At 52.4% G+C, this 21,511-nt stretch carries 18 protein-coding genes; 12 read left to right on the top strand and 6 right to left on the bottom strand.

Going from position 1 to position 21,511, the window contains the following annotated elements; translation table 11 throughout:
* The first annotated feature begins 313 nt into the window (after positions 1-313).
* The 4 genes from hemC to AC4GL5_RS00540 all read left to right on the top strand — a co-directional run bounded on the left by hemC (position 314) and on the right by AC4GL5_RS00540 (position 4,849).
* Positions 314-1,252: a hydroxymethylbilane synthase gene (gene hemC / locus AC4GL5_RS00525; RefSeq protein ID WP_490380829.1), complete on the top strand. Its 939-nt coding sequence runs from the start codon at positions 314-316 to the stop codon at positions 1,250-1,252.
* A gap of 109 nt (positions 1,253-1,361) precedes the next feature.
* Complete coding sequence (locus tag AC4GL5_RS00530) at positions 1,362-2,147, top strand: uroporphyrinogen-III synthase (RefSeq protein ID WP_490380830.1); 786 nt, start codon at positions 1,362-1,364, stop codon at positions 2,145-2,147.
* Between the two features lie 15 nt (positions 2,148-2,162).
* A complete protein-coding gene (locus tag AC4GL5_RS00535) occupies positions 2,163-3,620 on the top strand; it encodes a uroporphyrinogen-III C-methyltransferase (protein WP_490380831.1) in 1,458 nt (485 codons plus the stop codon).
* Positions 3,617-4,849: a heme biosynthesis HemY N-terminal domain-containing protein gene (locus AC4GL5_RS00540; RefSeq protein WP_490380832.1), complete on the top strand. Its 1,233-nt coding sequence runs from the start codon at positions 3,617-3,619 to the stop codon at positions 4,847-4,849. Before AC4GL5_RS00535 ends, AC4GL5_RS00540 begins: the two co-directional genes overlap by 4 nt.
* Before the next feature lie 786 nt (positions 4,850-5,635).
* On the opposite strand, the gene AC4GL5_RS00545 is transcribed toward AC4GL5_RS00540, so the two are convergent.
* From AC4GL5_RS00545 to AC4GL5_RS00555, 3 genes are all read right to left on the bottom strand, one after another.
* Positions 5,636-7,015 carry a DEAD/DEAH box helicase gene (locus AC4GL5_RS00545; protein WP_490380833.1) on the bottom strand — a complete coding sequence of 460 codons (1,380 nt, stop codon included), beginning with the start codon at positions 7,013-7,015 and terminating at the stop codon, positions 5,636-5,638.
* Between the two features lie 266 nt (positions 7,016-7,281).
* On the bottom strand, positions 7,282-8,388 hold the full coding sequence (locus AC4GL5_RS00550; RefSeq protein ID WP_490380985.1) for a PilT/PilU family type 4a pilus ATPase: 1,107 nt from the start codon (positions 8,386-8,388) through the stop codon (positions 7,282-7,284).
* Positions 8,389-8,606: 218 nt separating this feature from the next.
* Positions 8,607-9,644 (bottom strand): type IV pilus twitching motility protein PilT, encoded by a 1,038-nt coding sequence (locus AC4GL5_RS00555; RefSeq protein WP_490380834.1) that lies wholly within the window; start codon positions 9,642-9,644, stop codon positions 8,607-8,609.
* Between the two features lie 77 nt (positions 9,645-9,721).
* Between AC4GL5_RS00555 and AC4GL5_RS00560 the strand changes: the two genes are divergently transcribed.
* The 8 genes from AC4GL5_RS00560 (at position 9,722) to hemW (ending at position 16,728) form a co-directional block, all read left to right on the top strand.
* The gene (locus tag AC4GL5_RS00560; protein WP_490380835.1) at positions 9,722-10,426 is read left to right on the top strand and encodes a YggS family pyridoxal phosphate-dependent enzyme; all 705 of its coding nucleotides are present in this window, start codon (positions 9,722-9,724) and stop codon (positions 10,424-10,426) included.
* Between the two features lie 90 nt (positions 10,427-10,516).
* The gene (gene proC / locus AC4GL5_RS00565) at positions 10,517-11,341 is read left to right on the top strand and encodes a pyrroline-5-carboxylate reductase (protein WP_490380836.1); all 825 of its coding nucleotides are present in this window, start codon (positions 10,517-10,519) and stop codon (positions 11,339-11,341) included.
* A gap of 165 nt (positions 11,342-11,506) precedes the next feature.
* Positions 11,507-12,100 (top strand): YggT family protein, encoded by a 594-nt coding sequence (locus tag AC4GL5_RS00570; RefSeq protein ID WP_490380837.1) that lies wholly within the window; start codon positions 11,507-11,509, stop codon positions 12,098-12,100.
* Between the two features lie 312 nt (positions 12,101-12,412).
* On the top strand, positions 12,413-13,597 hold the full coding sequence (gene metX, locus AC4GL5_RS00575; RefSeq protein ID WP_490380838.1) for a homoserine O-succinyltransferase MetX: 1,185 nt from the start codon (positions 12,413-12,415) through the stop codon (positions 13,595-13,597).
* Positions 13,588-14,187 carry a methionine biosynthesis protein MetW gene (gene metW, locus AC4GL5_RS00580; protein ID WP_490380839.1) on the top strand — a complete coding sequence of 200 codons (600 nt, stop codon included), beginning with the start codon at positions 13,588-13,590 and terminating at the stop codon, positions 14,185-14,187. The genes metX and metW overlap by 10 nt, the downstream gene beginning before the upstream one ends.
* 156 nt (positions 14,188-14,343) lie before the next feature.
* Positions 14,344-14,808: a DUF4426 domain-containing protein gene (locus AC4GL5_RS00585; protein WP_490380840.1), complete on the top strand. Its 465-nt coding sequence runs from the start codon at positions 14,344-14,346 to the stop codon at positions 14,806-14,808.
* Between the two features lie 72 nt (positions 14,809-14,880).
* A complete protein-coding gene (rdgB, locus tag AC4GL5_RS00590; protein WP_490380841.1) occupies positions 14,881-15,480 on the top strand; it encodes an RdgB/HAM1 family non-canonical purine NTP pyrophosphatase in 600 nt (199 codons plus the stop codon).
* Positions 15,481-15,525: 45 nt separating this feature from the next.
* The gene (hemW, locus tag AC4GL5_RS00595) at positions 15,526-16,728 is read left to right on the top strand and encodes a radical SAM family heme chaperone HemW (RefSeq protein WP_490380842.1); all 1,203 of its coding nucleotides are present in this window, start codon (positions 15,526-15,528) and stop codon (positions 16,726-16,728) included.
* Between the two features lie 16 nt (positions 16,729-16,744).
* Here the strand turns inward: hemW and AC4GL5_RS00600 are convergent, their stop codons facing one another.
* The 3 genes from AC4GL5_RS00600 to AC4GL5_RS00610 form a co-directional block, all read right to left on the bottom strand.
* Complete coding sequence (locus tag AC4GL5_RS00600; RefSeq protein WP_490380843.1) at positions 16,745-19,222, bottom strand: putative bifunctional diguanylate cyclase/phosphodiesterase; 2,478 nt, start codon at positions 19,220-19,222, stop codon at positions 16,745-16,747.
* Positions 19,223-19,415: 193 nt separating this feature from the next.
* A complete protein-coding gene (locus AC4GL5_RS00605; protein ID WP_490380844.1) occupies positions 19,416-20,732 on the bottom strand; it encodes a TolC family outer membrane protein in 1,317 nt (438 codons plus the stop codon).
* A gap of 312 nt (positions 20,733-21,044) precedes the next feature.
* On the bottom strand, positions 21,045-21,461 hold the full coding sequence (locus tag AC4GL5_RS00610; protein WP_490380845.1) for a hypothetical protein: 417 nt from the start codon (positions 21,459-21,461) through the stop codon (positions 21,045-21,047).
* Positions 21,462-21,511 lie beyond the last annotated feature (50 nt).

Consider the following 21,511-nt stretch of genomic DNA (forward strand, 5'->3'; position numbering starts at 1 on the left):
GCCTGAGCCACCGGCAGGGTAATCGCCGGCGCGTCCTTCAGGCCGCAGAGGTAAGCTAACTTTTGTCAGCATTATAACAGTAAGGCTGCTCAGAATGGCATGGTCATATCCCCTGATATTTCGCTTTAATCGTCAGATTTTATGGAAAAAAAACCGCGAAATGATTTGTATCGGTGTCTATTGCAGACGGCTTTGTTAGAATCAGTGTAACGCCCATTTTTGGTGGCCTCCGGCCTCACAGCCATCCCATGCAGCCCCATTGCTGTAAGCATCAGGGAATGCCACCCACAGACAAGCAAGAGTTTCTATCTCCATGAGCCAACAAGTTATCCGTATCGCCACCCGTAAAAGTCCTCTGGCCATGTGGCAGGCTGAGCATATTCAGGCCCGCCTTGAGGCGCTGCACCCCGGTCTGAAAGTTGAACTGGTGCCTATGAGCACACAGGGCGACAAAATTCTGGACACCCCTCTGGCCAAGATTGGCGGTAAAGGCTTGTTTGTGAAGGAGCTGGAACTGGCGATGAGCGAAGGCCGTGCCGATATCGCCGTGCACTCCATGAAAGACGTGCCTATGGTGCTGCCGGAAGGTTTTGCCCTGCCGGTGATCTGCGAACGTCACGCACCAACCGATGCTTTTGTTTCCGCAAAATACGCCAGTTTTGACGAGATGCCGCAGGGTGCCGTACTGGGTACGTCCAGTCTGCGCCGTGAACTGCAGGCCCGCGCTAACCGCCCGGATCTTGAGGTCAAAAGTCTGCGCGGCAACATCCAGACCCGTATGGCGAAAATGGATGCCGGTGAATATGACGGCATTCTGCTGGCCACATCCGGCCTGCAGCGCATGGAGCTGGACGAGCGCATCCGCCACGAGATGACGCCGGAACAGAGCCTGCCAGCCGTTGGTCAGGGCGCTCTGGGTATCGAAACCCGCGCAGGCGATGCCGAGATCATCAAACTGCTGGAACCTCTGAAACACGAAGACACCTGGAACACCGTACGCGCTGAACGCGCCATGAACTGTCATCTGGAAGGTGGCTGTCAGGTGCCGATCGGTGGTTACGCAGTACTGGTCGATAACGGTGAAAACACTCACCTGCGTGCTCTGGTTGGCGAACCGGATGGAACCAAGCTGCTGCGCGCCGAGAAAACCGGCCCGGTTTCCGATCCGGAAGCACTGGGTATCGCCGTAGCCGAGATGTTGATCGAACAGGGTGCCAAAGAGATTCTGGACAAGGTTTACAATCGCGCCTGATAGATCACGGCCGAAACCAACGTACCGGTCAGCACCTGAGCTGGCCGGGCTTTAACCTGAACGCCCTGACCCGATTAACGTTTGCGCCGCAAGGACTGACAGCACCTCCATGAACAGCCAACGCCTGCTAAGACATTCTGATCAGCAACCGCTGAAAATCGCTGTAACCCGCCCCAACGGACAGGAAGCAGCACTGATGCATGAGCTGAAAGCAGCCGATGCCGAGCCGTACCATATTCCTCTGTTGGCCATTGAAGCGCTGGAAGAAACCCCGGCAGACCGCAGCACCCTGCTGGATCTGGATCTCTACAGCAAGGTGATCTGTGTGAGTCCGGTCACGGCTAATCTGTTTCTCGACCGGCTGGATCAGTACTGGCCGCAACCGCCGGTTAAGGTGCTCTGGGTAACCCCGGGAGCCGGAACAGCCGCTATTCTGGACGATTACGGTCTGCCCGTGGTCTACCCTGAACAAGGCGACAACAGCGAAGCGATGCTGACGTTACCGGCACTGACCGACGTGGCCGGAGAGAAGATCCTGCTCTGCAAAGGTGAAGGCGGCCGCCCACTGCTGAAAAGCACGCTGGAAGAGCGGGGCGCTCAGGTTAAAGAACTGTTTTTCTACAAGCGCGTTTGCCCGCCGATTCTGAGCGCCGAACGCGAACTGCTTCAATCCGAATATTTTGATGTCATCCTGATCAGCAGTCTGGATGCCCTGAACCATCTGGTTCAGCTGGCCGGAGCCGAGCCCGGTCTGTTTAATACCCTATTACTGGTTTCCAGCCCACGTTTGCGACAGGAAGCCCGCGCCATGGGCTTCAAAAAAATTGTGCAGGCCAAGGGCGCAGGCGGACAATGGCAACAGGCCGCGCTGGAATCCATAGCCAGTCAACGCTAAGCATGAGGCGATGCAATGAGCGATAAAGAAAATAAAACCACGGACACGACGTCGACCGATCAGCCCGCTAATAACACGCACGAGCAAAAAACCTCTGCGGAGCAGGGCACTGGCTTTGTCATGGTTGGCGACAGCAACACTGAAGCGGCCAGCGACAAAAAAGAAGATGCCAAAGGTTCAGATTCTGATGATGCAAAGCCTGAGCAGAAGGGTAATCCGGAGCTGAAGAGCGAGCCAGAACAGAAGAAAGAGACGAAGGCGGAAACGGCTCCTGTGGATAAAACCTCTGCTGCTGACAAAACCAATACCGCTGAATCGGCTAAGAAACCCGGTGTCAGCGAAAAGCCAACAGCGGCAAAACCTGCCTCAACGGGAGCGCCAACAACAGAGAAGCCTTCCGGTAAAGGCGGCTCTGTTATCGCCCTTAGCGCACTGATTATCGCCCTGGGTGCCGCTGCCGCCTCCGGCTACACCTTCTGGCAACAGCAGGAAAAAACCGCACAGGCACTGGCGCAACTGAACGAACGCAACAACCAGCTGGAAGCACAGCTGAAACGTCAGGTTCAGGCTCTGAACAGCCTGCAATCACTACCAGCAGCCACGAATCAGCTGGGGCAGCAGACACAAAAGCTGCAGCAGGAACAGACGGAACAGCGCCAGAACCTGCAGGAACTGGCAGGTGCTTTTGCCAGCACTCAGGGACCTAAGCCTTCTGACTGGTTGCAGGCCGAAGCGGAATACCTGCTGCGACTGGCCAATCATCGTCTGCAGCTGGAAGGGGATCTGACCGGAGCCAAAACCCTGCTCAGCAGTGCCGATGAGCGACTGGCTAAAGCTGATAACCCGGCGCTGTTTGCCGTGCGTCAGGCGATCGCCAACGAGCTGGCAGCCCTGAACAGAATCTACACACTGGATCAGAGCGGTATCTACTTCAAACTGAGCGCACTGGAAGGGCAGATCGACCAGCTGCCACTGCCGATGAATCCCGCCAACCGTAGCGCCTTCCGCCAGACCCAACTGGAAGACAATCAGGAACAGAGCGTCTGGCAGACCCTTTGGGATGAAGCCAAAACGCTGGTGGTAGTTCGCCACAGAGATGAAAAGATCACACCGCTTCTGCCGCCGGAAGAGAGCCTCTACCTGCGCCACAATCTGCGCCTGACCCTGCAACAGGCCCAGATCGCACTGCTGAAAGAGGAACAGACCCTGTATCGCACCCTGCTGGAACAAGCCAGCGGCTGGGTAAAAACACACTTCGATCAGGACTCCGCCCGCACCAAGAGCATATTAACAACACTGAGCGAACTGACTGCGCAGAACATCCGTCAGCAACGTCCGGATATCTCCGCATCACTGAATCTGCTGCGTGACCTGCGGAAACAACGCTTCAGCAGCAGCGTTCCGGTCTCACAGCCTGCAAGCGAAACCGATACCCCAACCGAAACCACAGCAACGGAGGCACCTGCATCATGAAGCGCCTCTATATCGCTGCGATTTTAGCACTGGCAGGCGGCATGTTTGCCGGTCTGCTGATGCAGGAAGATCCCGGTTATATTCTGATCAGCTGGGGCAAAACCACCATCGAGATGTCCTTCTGGATCGGCGCACTGCTGTTTGGCGCGGCACTGGTCAGCTTTCACCTGCTGATGCGCCTGCAATCCGGTGTTCGCCGCCCACTGAAAAGCCTGAATGTTTTCTCCGGTGCCGGGCGTGACAAGCGCGCACTGAAAGCCACGGTAAAAGGCCTGCTGCTGATGGCGGAAGGCCAGTGGCGCAAAGCAGAACGCCTGCTGAAACGCTCTGCATCCCGCTCCGGCGCGCCTGTGATCAACTATCTGGCAGCTGCCCGGGCAGCACACGCTCAGGGTCGTTATGAGCAGAGTGATCAACTGCTGAAAGAAGCACTGGAAAGTACACCCGGGGCAGAGACTGCAGTCAGCCTGTCTCAGATCGAGTTTCAGATGGAACGCGGTCAGTACGAGCAATGTCTGGCGCAGCTGCTACGCCTGCAGAAGAAAAATCCCCGTCACCGCTGGGTACTGAAAACCCTGCTGAAGGTCTATCAGAAGCTGGAAGACTGGCAGGGACTGAAAGCACTTTATCCACAACTGCTCAAGCAGGACATTCTGACGGATACCGAAGGCAGACAGCTGATGATCCGCCTGCATCTGGCGCTGCTGGAGCAGAGCCAGAATCTGTCTCAGGAAGATTGCCTGGAAGCGATCCAGAAGATCTGGAAAGAGCTGCCATCGGAGCTTAAGAAAGAGCAACAGCTGACCGAAGCCTACGCCCGAGCCCTGCACGACTGCAAAGCCGACATTCTGCTGGAACGCTTTATTACGGAACAGCTCCGTCAGAGCTGGCAGGAACAGCTGGTGATCATCTACGGCCTGCTGGAAAAGGGTGATGTACGCCAGCAGATGCAGCAGGCAGAGCAGTGGCTGAAGAAACACAGCGACAGTGCTGCACTTTATCTGACAGCGGGCAGGATTGCTCTGCGTAACCAGCTTTGGGGCAAGGCCGCAGACTTTATGGAAGAGAGCTTCCGCCTGCAGCCTCTGGCCACCACGGCTGCTGAGTTAAGTCGTCTGTATTCTGCGATGGGGCGCACCAGCAAGAGCCGAACCTACTACCGTTACTGTCTGGATCTGGCGGGCTACAACCTGCCGGGACTTCCGATGCCGAAAAATACGGTGCGTTAATCCGCGACAGATCGTTTGGCCGCTCAATGAAAAAGGCAGATGAGTCATCATCTGCCTTTTTCATTCACGAAGTTCTCCCCGATCTGCTTCCCATCATCAAGCAGCCAATCCGGTTAATCCATCAGATTTAAAAAGATACCCAACACCAAATGAAAATAATTCTCAAAAAGACTTTACAGCCTTAATGATAACGAATATCATTTACTCAAGCTTAAGGATTCGCCAAATCACTAAGCCGATTTAAACCACGTCTTAACAGGTTCAGGTTCCCGTTGTTACTGGTTTATCTCCTCATCAAGCTAATCACGGTCTCGCCCGGTGGACTCCCATCCCCGGGCATTTTTTTGTCTTCGCTTTCTATATTCTGCCCCTTGATACCGAGTTCATAGCCCTCTGAAATATTCTTAAAGCCACAAATGAAAATAATTCTCAAAAACGCTTTACAGCCTTAATGATAACAAATATCATTTACTCAAGCTTAAGGATTCGCCAAATCACTAAGCCGATTTAAATCAGACTCAGGCAGGTTCAGGTTCCCGCTGTAGTCACAGAGCGTCTGGTTTATCTCCTCATCAAGCTAATCACGGTCTCGCCCGGTGGACTCCCATCCCCGGGCATTTTTTGTCTGCTATTCAGAAACCCCATCAGATCCGGTCAACGTTCAATGTTATTGCAGGCATACGTTATAGGCATAAAAAAACAGCCGCACCTTTCGGCTACGGCTGTTTTCTGATTAAGCTTCAATAGCAATGAAGCTCAGATCTGAGGAGACTCAAACCTGAAGCATCAATCTTCTTCAGGCTTAAAGTCGGTTGAAGTGCGCTTGCGGATCATGCCAAAACCAACACTCTTACGCTCAACAGGAGCTACGCGCTTCTTGGCAGCGCCCTCAGCAGATTTCTTCTGATGGCGTTTCTGCGCTTTCTTCTCCTGTCCCTTTTTCTTCTCTTTCAGGGATTTCTTTTCAGCGGCTGTCTTCGGCTTCTTCTTACCAACGGTCTTGCCGTTAGCACGGACATCTTTCGGGCCTTTGTATTTGCCTTCCAGACCTTTCACCTTAACCTCATCAAAGCGAACCTGAATATAGCGCTCAATCGCGGCTTTCAGATTCCACTCATAGGAGGTGATCATAGAAACCGCGGTTCCGGTTTCACCGGCACGACCGGTACGGCCAATACGGTGAACATAATCGTCACCTTTGCGCGCCATATCATAGTTGATCACCAGCTCAATGCCGGAGATATCCAGACCACGGGCCGCAACATCGGTAGCCACCAGCACATCGATATGGCCCCGACGCATCAGGTTCATCACATGATTACGCTGATCCTGCGTCAGCTCGCCGTGTAAGACACCGGCACGCAGGTCTTTATAGCGCAGGAAGCCACCCAGACGATCCGCATCCACCCGCTTGTTCACAAACACCAGCGCTTTCTGATATTCACGGTCGTTCAGCAGACGCACCGTCATGGCGTCTTTATGTTTCGCATCATCCGCCAGCAGGTATTGCTGGGTGATGTTTTCATGCTGATCACGAACCGTGTTAACCAGTAAGGTTTCCGGATCGGTCAGCACGCGGTCGGCCACTTCACGAATCCCCTTACGGCTCAGCGTGGCCGAGAACAGCATGGTTTGACGCTCTTTGCGGCAGAAGTCGACAATTTTCAGCACTTCTTCGCTCAGGCCCATATCCAGCATGCGATCCGCTTCATCCAGAATCAGGTATTCCAGATCATTCAGATCCAGTGAGTCCTTTTCCAGATGCTCAAGAATACGACCCGGTGTCGCGATGATGATTTCCGGATTCTTGCGCAGTACCGCTTTCTGGAATTTGAAGGTTTCACCGCCAATAATCCAGGTCGCTTTGATATGGGTAAAAGCAGACAGCTCGGTAAAGTGCTTATAGATCTGACGCACCAACTCACGGGTCGGAGCCAGAATCAGCGCCCGGGCACCGGAGTTTGGCGCTGGATTTTCCAGAAAATGGTGCAGCATAGGTAGAAGGAATGCTGCGGTTTTACCGCTACCGGTTTCTGCACTGACCAGCAGATCTTTTTTTGTCATCGCCGCAGGAATCGCTTTCGACTGAACCGGAGTCGGTTCACTGAAGGCCATTTTTTCCAGCGCCTTCATTAGGCGTTCATGCAGGGAAAGCTCGGTAAACAAAGATTACACCTCAAAAATACTTACAGAATCAAAGCGTTACAGACCTGCTTTTAGCAAAGAGATCCGATCAAATATCAGCGCTTTTGATTGGGGGAGATCAGCAGCCCGATGAAACTCAGGCGCTGTTAATTTTTACTCATTAAGATTGCTGCGAAGCATAGCACAGCCACCGCTTCAGACAGATAAAAAACGGCTGATCAGGGCTAAAAACAGACAAAAAACCACGTGCCTCTCAGGGTCCGCTGAGAAAGAGATGCCGGTAAAGATCAGTCCGCCAGCGTAAACTGATCGCTGCCATCACCAAAACGGGATGGCTCGCCTTTTTTACTGGTGCCCAGCTTAATCATCAGGCGCAGGTCGTTCGGCGCATCGGCATAAGCCAGAGCATCATCATAGGTGATCTGCTCTTTCTTATAGAGCTCGTACAGCGCCTGATCAAAGGTTTGCATCCCCAGTTCCGTGGATTTTGCCATCACCTCTTTCATACCCTGCACATCCCCCTTGCGGATCATGTCTGACACCAGTGGAGTGTTAAGCAAAATTTCGATGGCCCCCTTGCGGCCTTTACCGTCCGGCGTGGGCACCAGTTGCTGAGCGACAATCGCTTTCAGGTTGAGGGAAAGATCCATCCAGACCTGATTGTGCTTCTCCGGCGGGAAGAAGTTGATCACCCGTTCCAACGCCTGATTGGCATTGTTTGCGTGCAGTGTCGCCAGACACAGATGACCTGTTTCGGCAAATGCCAGGGCATACTCCATGGTCTGGGAGCTGCGCACTTCACCGATCATAATCACGTTGGGAGACTGGCGCAGGGTGTTCTTCAGGGCGATCTCGTAGCTTTCCGTATCGATGCCCACTTCCCGCTGGGTGACGATGCTGTTTTTATGCTGATGGATAAACTCAATGGGATCTTCGATACAGATAATATGGCCGCGACTGTTTTCGTTCCGGTGCTGAATCATGGCGGCAAGGGAGGTGGATTTACCGGTGCCGGTGGCCCCGACAAACAGAATCAGGCCGCGTTTTTCCATCGCCAGCTCACTGACTTTTTTCGGCAGATCCAGATTCTCCAGTCTCGGCACTTCAAACTCGATCCGGCGCAGCACCATGCCGACCTGATTTCGCTGATAGAAGGCACTGACACGGAAACGACCAACCCCGGAAGCACTCAGAGCAAAATTGCACTCCCGATGTTCCATAAATTCCTGCGCCTGCTCGGCATTCATCACCCCAAAGACCAGATCCCGGGCCATATCCGGTGAAAGCGCACTGTTCGCCAGTGGCACGAGTTCTCCATTAAGCTTCATAGAGGGCTGCATGCCGGTGGTGATAAACATATCCGTGCCTTTTTTATCAGCCATCACCTTCAGCATCTTATAAAACTTATCCAACAGCCCCTGTTGCCGAGGTGTGCGGTGTTTCTCCAGATGAGAGTCAGACACAAACTGCTCCTAAAATTCCTTTTAACCCATAGAAATAATTACATAATATGTAATAAAAAATAAAGCATAGAACCTACGAACCATAAGGGGGCTAGCTGTAAAAAAGGGATTACACTACAAAAAAATTACAGTAAACCTCATTCAGCATTTTACATAAAAACATCTGGATTAACGGCTTTCTCCCGGGCGGTTTCCAGTGAAATCTGCCCCTTGTTCAGCATCAGCTTCAGGCACTGATCCATGGTTTGCATCCCCTGACCACTATTGGTCTGAATGACAGAATTCATCTGAGCGACCTTATCTTCCCGGATCAGATTCCGGATCGCCGGGGTTGCCGTCATAATCTCATGTGCCGCAATGCGGCCACCGCCCTGTTTCTTTAACAAAGCCTGGGAGACCACCCCCTGCAGAGATTCTGAAAGCATAGACCGCACCATGGATTTCTCCTGCGCCGGGAAGACATCAATAATACGGTCGATGGTTTTCGCTGCTGAGCTGGTATGCAGCGTGCCAAAAACCATATGACCGGTTTCGGCCGCGGTCAGCGCCAGCTGAATAGTTTCCAGATCCCGCATTTCACCCACCAAAATAATGTCCGGATCTTCACGTAAAGCGGAGCGCAGCGCATCACTGAAGGTATGGGTATCCCGTCGTACTTCACGCTGGGTAACCAAGCATTTTTTGCTTTCATGAATAAATTCGATGGGATCTTCAATGGTAAGAATATGCTGGTATTTGCGCTCATTCACATAATCCAGCATAGCCGCCAGCGTGGTACTTTTACCGGAACCAGTCGGGCCTGTGACCAACACCAAACCACGGGGCAGCATCGCCAACCGCTGGAAGATCTCGCCCATGCCCAACTGATCCATCGGCAATACCGTACTGGGAATAGTTCGGAAAACAGCACCGGCACCCCGGTTATGATTAAAGGCATTAACACGAAAGCGTGCGATACCGGGAACTTCAAAGGAGAAGTCGATCTCCAGAAATTCTTCATAATCCCGCCGCTGCTTATCATTCATAATGTCATACACCATGCGATGTACATCTTTATGACTCAGAGCAGGCACATTGATACGGCGTATGTCGCCATCGGTGCGGATTATAGGCGGCATGCCGGAAGAAAGGTGCAGGTCTGACGCACCTTGTTTTGCACTGAAAGCCAGCAGTTCGGTAATATCCATGGCCGAAATGATCCAAATGCGTGGGTTTGCTCTATATCCCCGTTCTCATTTAAACCACCACATGGGATACAGAATTAATGACAGCCTCTCATATTGCCAGAAATCTCTCCGAGGTGCGTCAGCAGATCGATACCTGTTGTGCGCAATATCAACGAAATGCTGCAGACGTCACCCTGCTGGCGGTAAGCAAAACCAAACCCGCTCAGCTGCTAAAAGAAGCCTACGATGCAGGGCAACGGGATTTTGGCGAGAACTACCTGCAGGAATCACTGGATAAACAGCAGGAACTGGCCGATCTGGATATTATCTGGCACTTTATCGGCCCGATTCAGTCCAACAAAACCCGGGCTATCGCAGAGAGTTTTCAGTGGGTGCACAGTGTTGATCGTCTGAAGATCGCCCGCCGACTGAGTGAGCAGCGCCCGGCTGAACTTCCACCGCTGAATATCTGCCTTCAGGTGAATATCAGCGCCGAAGCGAGCAAATCCGGTGTTACCGTTGATGAGCTGCCGGAACTGGCCCAAGAAGTTGCCGCCCTGCCAAACCTGACCCTGCGGGGACTGATGGCGATTCCCGCACCGGCGGATACTCTGGAAGCACAGCGGGAACCTTTAGCCGCACTTCGCAAGGCGCTGGAGGCGATCAAAGATAAGCATCCGCAACTGGATACGCTATCCATGGGGATGAGTGGCGATCTGGAAGCGGCTATCGCGGAAGGTTCTACCATGGTCCGTATCGGTACCGCCATTTTTGGTGCGCGGGATTATTCTAGCCGAGCTTAAACGTATTCAGACAAGATCGTTACACGATTCGTCACAGATACCGCATATAACACGCAATTTATCAGCAGATAACAGATTCAGAGGTTTAACATGCTAGCAGCCAAACTCGCTTTTCTGGGCGCAGGTAACATGTCCGGCAGTATTATCGGTGGTCTTCTGACCAACGGGGTTCCTGCGGATAACATTATCGCCACCCGTCGATCTGAAGAACGCCTTGCGGAGCTCAGAACCCAGTTCGGTATTGTCACCAGCAGCGACAATAATGATGCCATCGCCAAAAGTGATGTGGTGATTCTGGGTGTCAAACCTCAGATGATGCAGGACCTGTGCAACGAGATCCGCGAGCAGGTGCAAAAGAGCAAGCCATTGATCGTTTCTGTGGCAGCGGGCCTGAAATCAGAAGCGCTGGAACGCTGGCTCGGCGGCAACGTTGCCGTGGTTCGCACCATGCCGAACACCCCCTCACTACTGGGTTGCGGTGCAACAGGTCTTTATGCCAACAGCAAGGTCACCGGAATTCAGAAAGAGCTGGCAGAAAAACTGATGCAGGCGGTGGGTCTGGCACTTTGGGTTGACGAAGAAGAGCAGATGGACGCAGTGACGGCAGTTTCCGGTAGTGGCCCGGCGTACTTCTTCCTGGCGATGGAAGCGCTGCAGAAAGCAGGTGAAAGTGTCGGTTTAAGTGCCGAAGTTGCTGAAAAGCTGGCCATTCAAACCGCTCTGGGCGCAGCCCGTATGGCATCAGAAAGTGAGCATGATGCGGCTGAACTACGTCGTCGCGTAACCTCTCCGGGCGGCACCACCGAGCAGGCACTGAACACCTTTAATGATGGCGGCCTGACGGAGCTGTATGAGAAAGCGGTAAAAGCAGCGGCGAACCGGGGTAAAGAGCTGGCGGAACAGCTGGATAACTGATCCTGCAACGCTGACATCCGGCTAAAGGCAGTTATTTATCAGAATTAAGCTGGAAATAATCGCCTTCGCCTCCATACAATAGACATACTAGCGATTTAAGTGAATGCCGCCGTATTTTCCGGCTGCAGAACAAGACTCAAAACCCAGCTTTGGAGCACTCGCGTGATGGGACAATCTGTAGGTAATGCCGGCGTCTTTCTGGTCATGACCCTTGTTAATCTGTATCTGTTTATTGTGATGCTGCGCTTTATTCTGCAGTTCTCGCAGGCCGATTTTTATAACCCGATCTCTCAGGCTATTGCTAAGGCGACCTCACCACTGGTGAACCCGCTGCAAAAAGCACTCAAACCTGTCGGGCGCGTCAGTATCGCAACGCTGGTTATCGCGTTTTTTGTCAAACTGGTGGGTATTGCGCTGGTCTTTATTATCGCCGGACAAGGAGTTCCACCTATGGTGAACCTGCTGCTGGGTTCACTGACCGGTGTTATCACCACCTTGCTGGATATCTACTTCTACGCCCTGATCGGCTCGATTATTCTGAGCTGGGTTGCACCACAAAGCAGCCATCCGGGTGCCATGCTGATCTTCCAGATCACAGAGCCGGTCATGTCACCGGTACGCAATATTCTGCCCTCCATGGGCGGGCTGGATCTGTCGCCGATTTTTGTCTTTATCGGGATCAATGTGCTCGAAATCATGGTGATGGGTACGCTGGGTCAGGCATCCGGTATGCCACGCTATCTGATTGCCGGTCTGTAACGCTCCAAACAGACCTTTTTCACTCCCTGAAAAGAGCAGCAATCGCTGCTCTTTTTTCGTTTTGGCGTCCTGCCGCAAGACCAAAGTAAACAACGATAAGCCATTATTTTTCTTCTGAATAAAGCGCTGCCGTCTGCAGCAACAACTGTGTTACAGTGAACCTTTCCGTGGCTTGTGCCCCTGTACTCTGAACGCGCCCGTTTCAATACCCGAATGACTGCAACCAAAACCCTGTTGCAAAACTTCTGAACCGGCGATGGCAGGGGAGGCTAAGCCGCCCGCAGACATCTTGATTGAGGAAGATCCTGGGAAATGCCTAATGCGATTCCTGAAGATTCTGTCGGTATTGTCGAACCGCAGATTGCCCGCTTCGACACCCCGCTGGAACTCACCTGTGGCCGTACGCTGGACAGCTACCAACTTATCTATGAAACCTACGGCACACTTAACGCTGATCGCTCCAATGCGATACTGATCTGTCACGCCCTGAGCGGCACGCACCATGCGGCCGGTTATCACTCGATGGATGACCGGAAACCCGGCTGGTGGGATGCCTATATCGGTCCCGGCAAGTGTATCGATACCAACCGTTTTTACGTGGTTTGCCTGAACAATTTAGGCGGCTGCAGTGGCTCTACCGGCCCGACCTCTATTGATCCGGCCACCGGCAAGACCTACGGCCCGGATTTCCCGGTTATGACCGTCACCGACTGGGTGAACAGCCAGGTGCATCTGGGTGATTATCTGGGTATTGATACATGGGCCGCTATTGTTGGCGGCAGTCTCGGTGGTATGCAGGCGTTGCAGTGGTCCATTAACTACCCTGACCGTATGCACAATACGGTGGTGATCGCGGCAGCACCCCGCTTGTCGGCCCAGAACATCGCCTTCAACGAGGTCGCCCGTCAGGCGATCATGAGCGACCCTGAATTTCACGATGGCCGCTATGCGGACCACGGCACCATTCCGCGCCACGGTCTGCGTCTGGCACGCATGGTGGGGCACATTACCTATCTGTCTGAGCACTCCATGGGCGATAAGTTTGGCCGCGACCTGCGCTCCGACAAGATCAACTTCGGCTATGACGTAGAGTTTCAGGTGGAAAGCTACCTGCGCTATCAGGGCGATACCTTCTCGGAAAGCTTCGACGCCAACACCTATCTGCTGATGACCAAGGCGCTGGATTACTTCGATCCTGCAGCCCGCTATGGTGGTGATCTGTCTAAAGCGGTGACTCAGGCGAAGAGCAACTTCCTGCTGATCTCCTTCAGCACCGACTGGCGTTTTGCTCCGTCACGCTCAGAAGAGATCGTTGATGCGCTGACCGAGGCCGGTCGCAATGTCAGCTATGCCTGTATCGAATCCCCCCACGGTCATGATGCCTTCCTGATTCCGAACGAACGCTATGAGGCAGTCTTCTCCGCCTTTATGAATCGGGTCGCCCATCAGGCTGAAGCAAATGACAAACGTGAAGAAGGGGAAAAAGCATGCATCTGACACGCCCTGACTTAGCGATTATCCAGAACTGGATTCAGCCCAAAAGCCGTCTGCTCGATCTGGGTTGCGGTAGCGGAGAACTACTGGATTTTCTGCAGCATAAAAAACAGGTTTACGGCTACGGCCTTGAGATCGACGATCAGAAAATCACCGAATGTATCGCCAAAGGCGTCAACGTCATCGAGCAAAACCTTGATGATGGCCTGAGCAACTTTAAAGATCAGAGCTACGATGTGGTCGTGATGACACAGGCGCTGCAGGCGATGAAGCGCCCGGATCTGATGCTGGAAGAGATGCTGCGCGTCGGTAAGGAATGTATCGTGACCTTCCCGAACTTCGCCTACTGGCGCTGCCGTTTCTATCTGGCAGTCAAAGGGGAGATGCCGGTTTCCAAGTCTCTGCCCCACACCTGGTACAACACGCCGAACATTCACCTGTCCACGTTCCGGGATTTTGAGCAGCTGTGCAAAAGCCGCAACCTGCGCATTATCGATCGTGCTGTGGGCAACAGTGAGCATGAAAGCCACTGGGCAACCAAACTGTGGCCGAACCTGTTCGGCGAAGTGGCGATCTACCGTGTTACCCGTTAATTTCGAATAACAGGTGAGTCTGAGAGCAGCCCACAAGCTATGGCCCCCAAACTCTGCTTCGGCGAAGTGGCGATCTACCGCGTTATCCGTTAACCGGAACCCAGCTGAAAAGCCGAAGTCAGACAGGCAAACCAACCGTTTCTGTGGAGTTTCACTATGCACGTATTAACTTTCAATCGCATGCTGCTCAGCGTTATGGCGGGACTGGCTCTGATGCTGAGCCTGATCACTCCGGCACAGGCCGAGCAATATGAGCAGGTGGGTGATTACCAGATCCACTACAACACCTTCACAACGGGGTTTCTGCAGCCGGAAGTGGCTCAGGCCTATGGCATTGTCCGCAGTCGTTATCAGGCGATGATCAATATCTCGGTTCTGAAAAAACAGGCGGATGGCCGCTACAAACCAGTAGAAGCATTGGTTACCGGTGATGTGGCTAATCTGGCCGGTCAAAGCGTTAATCTGGCGTTCCGTACCATTCGTGAACCGAATGCGATCTACCAGATCACCAGCTTTAACTTTACGGAAGACGAGCCAACCCGCTTCCGTCTGAAGGTGCGCTTTGATCCCAATATGGAACCCTATGATCTGAGTTTTATCCGCCGTTTTTATGGTGAATAAGCCCGCCGTCCCTTCCGAATAAAACCTCGTTCCCACACCTGCGTGGGAACGCCGATATAGAGAATAGATTCCATGAACCAGAAATTAGTCCTCGCCAGCGGCAACAAAGGCAAACTGAAAGAGTTTGGTGAAGTGCTGGCACCACTGGGCTTTGAAGTTGTGCCCCAGTCCGAATACAACGTACCTGAAGTGGACGAAACCGGACTGACCTTTATCGAAAATGCCCTGCTGAAAGCCCGTGAAGCCAGCCGTGTCAGTGGCCAGCCTGCGATGGCCGATGATTCCGGTATCGAGGTCAATGCCCTTAATGGCGCACCGGGTATCTATTCCGCCCGTTTCTCCGGTGAAGGTGCAACCGATGCCAGAAACAACGCAAAGCTGCTGGAAGAACTGAAAGGCCTGCCTAAAGCTGAACGCACCGCCCGCTACTGGTGTGTGCTGGTTTATCTGCGCCATGCCGATGACCCGACACCGATTATCGCTCAGGGCAGCTGGGAAGGCCGTATTCTGGAAGCACCGGAAGGCGAAGGTGGCTTTGGTTACGATCCGCTGTTCTTTATCGAAGAGCAGGGCTGTACCGCTGCAGCCATGAGCCGGGAAGAGAAAAACAAACTCAGCCATCGTGGCAAGGCGACACTGGATCTGGTCAGCCAACTGAAAGCCCGTGGCTAAACGCTCTCTGCGCCAACGCGATTAATAGACTGACCGGATCTGAATATGACTCTGCCACCGTTAAGCCTCTATATCCACATCCCCTGGTGTGTTCAGAAGTGCCCCTATTGCGACTTTAACTCCCACGGCGTGGATCGCTTTAAGGCTGCGACCGACACGCCCCAGGGTGCTGAACTAGAGCCTGCAGGCCTGCCGGAGCAGGCGTATATTGCCGCTCTGATGCGGGATCTGGATGCGGATCTGGCGGGGGCACAGGGGCGACCACTGACCAGTATTTTTTTTGGCGGCGGTACACCCAGCCTGTTTTCACCGGAGGCGATCGGGCAGATTCTGCAGGGTGTCGAACAGCGCATCCCTTTTGCAGACGATATCGAGATCACCTTAGAAGCCAACCCAGGCACCGTGGAGCAGGCGCGTTTTGAAGGTTATCGCGAAGCCGGTGTAAACCGGCTCTCCATTGGCATCCAGAGTTTTGATCCTGAGCAGCTGAAACGCCTTGGTCGCATCCATAACAGTCAGGATGCCATTCGCGCTGCCGAAAGCGCCCGCAGGGCCGGATTTACCCGCTTTAACCTTGATCTTATGCACGGCCTGCCGGAGCAGACTGAAGCAGAAGCGCTTGCCGATCTGCAGCAGGCGATCGACCTGCAACCGGATCATCTCTCCTGGTATCAGCTCACGTTAGAACCCAACACCGCTTTTTATCAGGCTCCACCGCCGTTACCGGATGACGATACCCTTTGGGAGGTTCAGCAGGCGGGGCAAACACTAATCGCCGACGCCGGTTATCAGCAATATGAGGTTTCCGCCTATGCCAAACCGGGATCGGAAGCTCGGCACAACCTGAACTACTGGCAGTTTGGTGATTATCTGGGGATCGGTGCCGGAGCCCATGGCAAAATCACCCGGCCAACGGCAGAGAGTGGGCTGGAAATTGTCCGTACCAGCAAGCAGCGCCACCCCAAACAATATCTGAACGCCGTGGATTACACCTCTCAGCGCACAAGGCTTGAGCCGGAAGAGATGCCGGTGGAGTTTCTGATGAATGCCTTACGACTGAAAGAGGGTGTGGATGAATCACTTTATCCACAGCGAACAGGACAGCCATTAGACAGCCTGTCGCCGGAACTTGAGAAGCTGCAGCAGATGGAACTCATGGAAGCGGGTACAGGGCGTTTGAGGACCACCGATGAAGGTTTTATCTACCTAAATGCCGTGCTGGAGACTTTTCTTGCCGCTGAAGATTAGAGGCCAAACACCGGCATCAGTGAAGCGCCTCTATGTTCGTTGGTGAAAGCACTGCTTCAGCCAGCTTTTCTTCCAGCGCGCTCAGTTTCAGAGGTCGGCTGTATAGAAAACCCTGACCAATATCACAGCCGCTTTCCGTTAGAAACTGTGCCTGTTCGGGCTGCTCAATGCCCTCTGCAACAACACTCAGATCCAGCTGCTGCGCCAGCACAATAATGGTCCGGGTAATAGCGCAATCGTTACGACCATGGGGCAGATCCTTAACAAAGGCACGATCCACCTTAAGCACATCGATCGGCATCTCTTTCAGATAAGCCAAAGAGGAATAGCCCGTACCAAAATCATCAATAGCCAGGCTGACACCCAACGCCTTCAACTCATGGAGCACCGGCAGCATATCGCGCATATTCTCCATCAGCATACTTTCGGTAATTTCGAGCTCAATCCACTTAGGATCAACTCCGGTCTGCTCCAGAATGGTTTCTACCTGGCTGACAAAACCCGGATCCTGAAACTGACGTGCAGATAGATTCAGCGCCATTTTGATGGGACGCTGGCCCGCAATCTGCCATGTCACAATCTGGCGACAAGCCGTTTCCAAAACCCAATGGCTAATAGGAAGGATTAATCCGGTCTCTTCCGCAAAAGGAATAAACTCCAGCGGAGGGACCAAGCCTCGATCGGGATCATTCCAGCGAATCAGGGCCTCAACACCGACGATACGGTTGTCTTTCAAACACACCTTAGGCTGATAATAAAGCTCTAACTCCCCATGCTGCATCGCCTTGCGGAGACGTACCTCAAGATCCAGGCGTTTCTGGGCCTGCTGATTCAGCTCTTCAGAAAAGAAGTGACAGGTACTTCCGGTTTGCTGTTTAGCCTTATACATCGCCAGCTCAGCATTACGCAAAGCACCCGTTGTATCGGTAGCATCCTGAGGCAAAAATGCAACGCCAATACTGGCAAAAGCATTAATGGTGTGCGGACCCAGCTTAACAGTCCGGTTGAACTGATAACAAAGCTGATCCAACCATTCGTTCAGCTTATCGCGACTGCCTGCACGATGCAGAATCGCAAACTCATCACCGCCTAAACGCACCAGTATATCCGAGTCACTCACCACAACTTTCAGACGATGCGCTGCCGTTTTGATCAGACGATCGCCCATATCGTGACCGAGTGAATCATTGACCCGTTTAAAGTCATCCAGGTCAATAAAGACCAACACAGTCTGACGATCAAAACCCGAGGCTTCTGCCTCGGCAAAAAACTCATCCAGATTATCGAGCAAAAACTGGCGATTACCCAGTCCGGTGATCGGGTCAAAGAACGCCAATTGCTGGATTTTACGGTCGGTTTCCCGTTGTTCTGTCAGATCCTCACCAACGGCAACCAGACCGGTTATCTCACCTTTCTCCGAGGCAACCGGAGAAACTGACAAGCTATTCCAGAATAGCTCACCGTTTTTACGCCGACACAAAAGCTCACCATGCCAGGGCTTGCCCTGCCGAAGAGTGGTCGACAGGTGCCGCCTGATCTCAGGAGAAGTACGACCAGCAGAGAGAAAATCGACATGACGGCCAATCACCTCTTCTGGGGTAAAACCAGAAATACGGCAAAATTGCCAGTTCACATACTCAATGTTGTAGTGAGCATCAGTGAGCATGACACTACTACCACTCTGATCCAGTGCATTGGACAGCTTCTCTTTCTCGCGCTCGGCCGCCAAGCGATGCGTAATATCATGGATAATCGAATAGAGAAGCTTCTGACCCCGATACTCCACGGGACCACTGTGTACTTCGACATCTCTCAATTCACCGGATGCCAGCTTATGGCGGAAGACAAAATGATTACGCTCTTCCTGTTCAGCATCCAGCATCGCCTGAACGATCTCATCCTCTGACATCGCATTAATATCCGTGGCATGAAGAGAGGTGATCTGATCGTAGCTGTAACCATAGAAGCGACAGGCAGCCTCATTAGCATCGACCACCTCACCACTCTGAGGATTGATCAATAACTCAACAACCCGACTGCCTTCAAAAAGCTGACGATAGCGCAACTCGCTGTCATGGAGCTGACCCTCTGTATTTTTTCGCTCAGTGACATCCACCAGATAACCATTGAATGCCGAGGGCTGGCCGGAATCATCCCGGTCAATCATGGTGACATCCATTACCCAGATATAATGGCCATCACTATGCCGAAGCCGATAATCTTTATGGGTAAAGCGGGAGGTACCACTGTCCAGCGCAAGAGTCACTTCAGCGGTTACATGGCCAATGTCATCAGGGTGAATCAGATCGGAATAGACAAGCTGATTCTCAAGAAATACGGAGGGTGAGTAGCCCAGTAGGGAGGCAACATTGCCAGTAACGAAATGCACAGGCCAGGGGTTACCCCCAACCGGCTGCGCACCCCATTTAAAAACAACTACAGGCCCGGTATCAAACAAGCTGGGATTAATATAGGCCTTCCCTTGCGCGTCCATCGCCTACTCCGGCTAAATGCTTAAATCGCCTCAGATGATGCGATATTTTTGTTATTAGAATCTTATGAGGTTAAGCCATTTCTATGATCAGAAAATGACAACCTTCTTTTTGGATGTTAGTTAACCACCAGATGCTATACGTTACCCCAAATAAAAAAGCCCCTGCAAGAGGGGCTTTTCAGGTTAGCAAAAATTAACCTGCTTTTTGCTGCAACCACTGATCAAGCGCAGCAATATCCTCTTGTTTCAGTGTCCCAGCGGCTTGTTTCAGCTTGATCAGGTTGACCAAATAGCTGTAACGGGTATCAAGATATGCAGTCTCAGCTGTGTAATAAGCTTGCTCAGCCTGTAGCACATCGACAATATTGCGAGTTCCTACTTCATAACCGGAACGGGTCGCACGCAGTGCACTTTCAGAAGAAAGCAGCGCCTGACGGCGGGCCTCAACCTGCTGAACACTGGTCGTAACCTGAATATAGTAGTTACGGGCATTCAGTGCTGCAGAACGACGCTTCAATTCCAGCCCCTGTTCAGACTGATTCAGGTAGTGGCTTACCTTATTGATATTGGCACTGGTAGAACCACCTGCGTAGATCTGCCAGCCCATCTCAACACCCAAGGCCAGATTAGTCATATCTGTTTCTGCGTCAGCATCAGTGTTCTGATAAGCCAGCTCTGCCTTGGCGTTAATGTACGGCAGATAAGCAGACTTCGCGGCTTTTACCGCAGTCGTAGACACATCTTTCTGTTTCTGAGCGGCTTTAACATCCGGATTATTAGCCAAAGCCAGATCGATCCAGTATTGGACGGTGGCTGGCTGAGGAGCTTTTACCGGAAAGTCTTCAGCCAGAGTATTCAACTCGCTATAGCTCTTACCGGTCAGTAGCTGCAGGGATTCTTCACTGATCAGAAGAGCACCTTCGGCCCCAATGCGCGCAGCACGGGAGCCATCATAGGCCGCCTGAGCTTCATTTACGCCAGTAATCGGTATCAGACCCACTTTAAACTGCTGCTTCGCCTGTTCCAGCTGACGTTTGATCGCTTTTTCCTGTGCTTCAGCAGAGATGAGACTATCCTTTGCACGAAGAACGCCAAAGAAAGCTTCCGTCACTCGAACCATCAGGTCCATCTCAGCGGTCTGATATTCATAGCGGGCTTTCTCAGTAGTCGCCTGAGCAACACCGATCTGCGCTATATTTCCCACATTCAGCAGAGGCTGAGTCACTGTCAGTGCTAATTGCGCCTGGTTGTAACTGTCTCCGGCATCACGGCCCTGCAAGGTGCCATCCGGAGAGTTATTCATCAAACTACCGCCAGCGGTAACCGTTGGTTTTACACCGGCCCAAGCTACGTTTTCATCTTCGATAACCGCATTCAGTTCAGACTGGGCTATTTTCAGCTGGTAATCGTTCTCCAAAGCATCCTGATAGACGCTGGACAAAGTTTGCGCCTGAGCATGAATACTCAAAGCAGAGATTAAAGCCGCTGAAATAGCGGTAAGTCGTCGCATGGTCTGCTCCTGCACGTTGTTAAATTCGTTCAGATAAAGCGGTTAACAGCGTCTCTTCCGAGAAACACCTTAGATCCGTTGTGGTGCGGCTTCAGTGTAACTCAAAACCCATCATAGCCAATCACCAAACACATATTCATATGCTATTAGATGCTATTTTAGATCAATCTAATATATTTGTTAACCAAAAACAATATTCAGCCGGTAAGTCTCGCAGAGGCTTACTGCGCACCCAAGCAAGATAATTAATCGGAATTACATCTTTTAGCGAAGATCGGCTGAAAAATTCAGACGTTTGGAGAAAATGAAGAATTAAGCGGCAAGATTGATCTGACGAGCCAGCTGCTGACCCAGTTCAGGTGTCTCAACAACACGGTACAGATTGCTTGCCTGGGCCGGACGCACTGCAGTAACTTGCTGGATATTGGGAAAGACATCAGACAACGCACGAAGAAAGCTGAAATAGCCACCATAACCCGAGATCATAGAATGATTCATGGCACGGTTAACCGCCATGGCTGTTTTACGGGCTTTAGTGTCAGCTTCCAGATTCTGACGCAGCATATCGACCTGTGCATTGCTGTCGATACCCTGGATATCAGAGGCATAGAGAGGCGTCGTTAACAAACTCAACAACATAGAGAACTGTCCACCCTGCGAGTTATGCAGGGCGGTGTTCATGGACTTAGCAACACCGGTAGACTGTTCAAGTTGATTGACGATTTTCATCGGATAACGACCAATAAAAGATGACTGTTCTCCTCCTATCGGCTGTTCGA

Source organism: Oceanospirillum sp., from assembly GCF_982874595.1.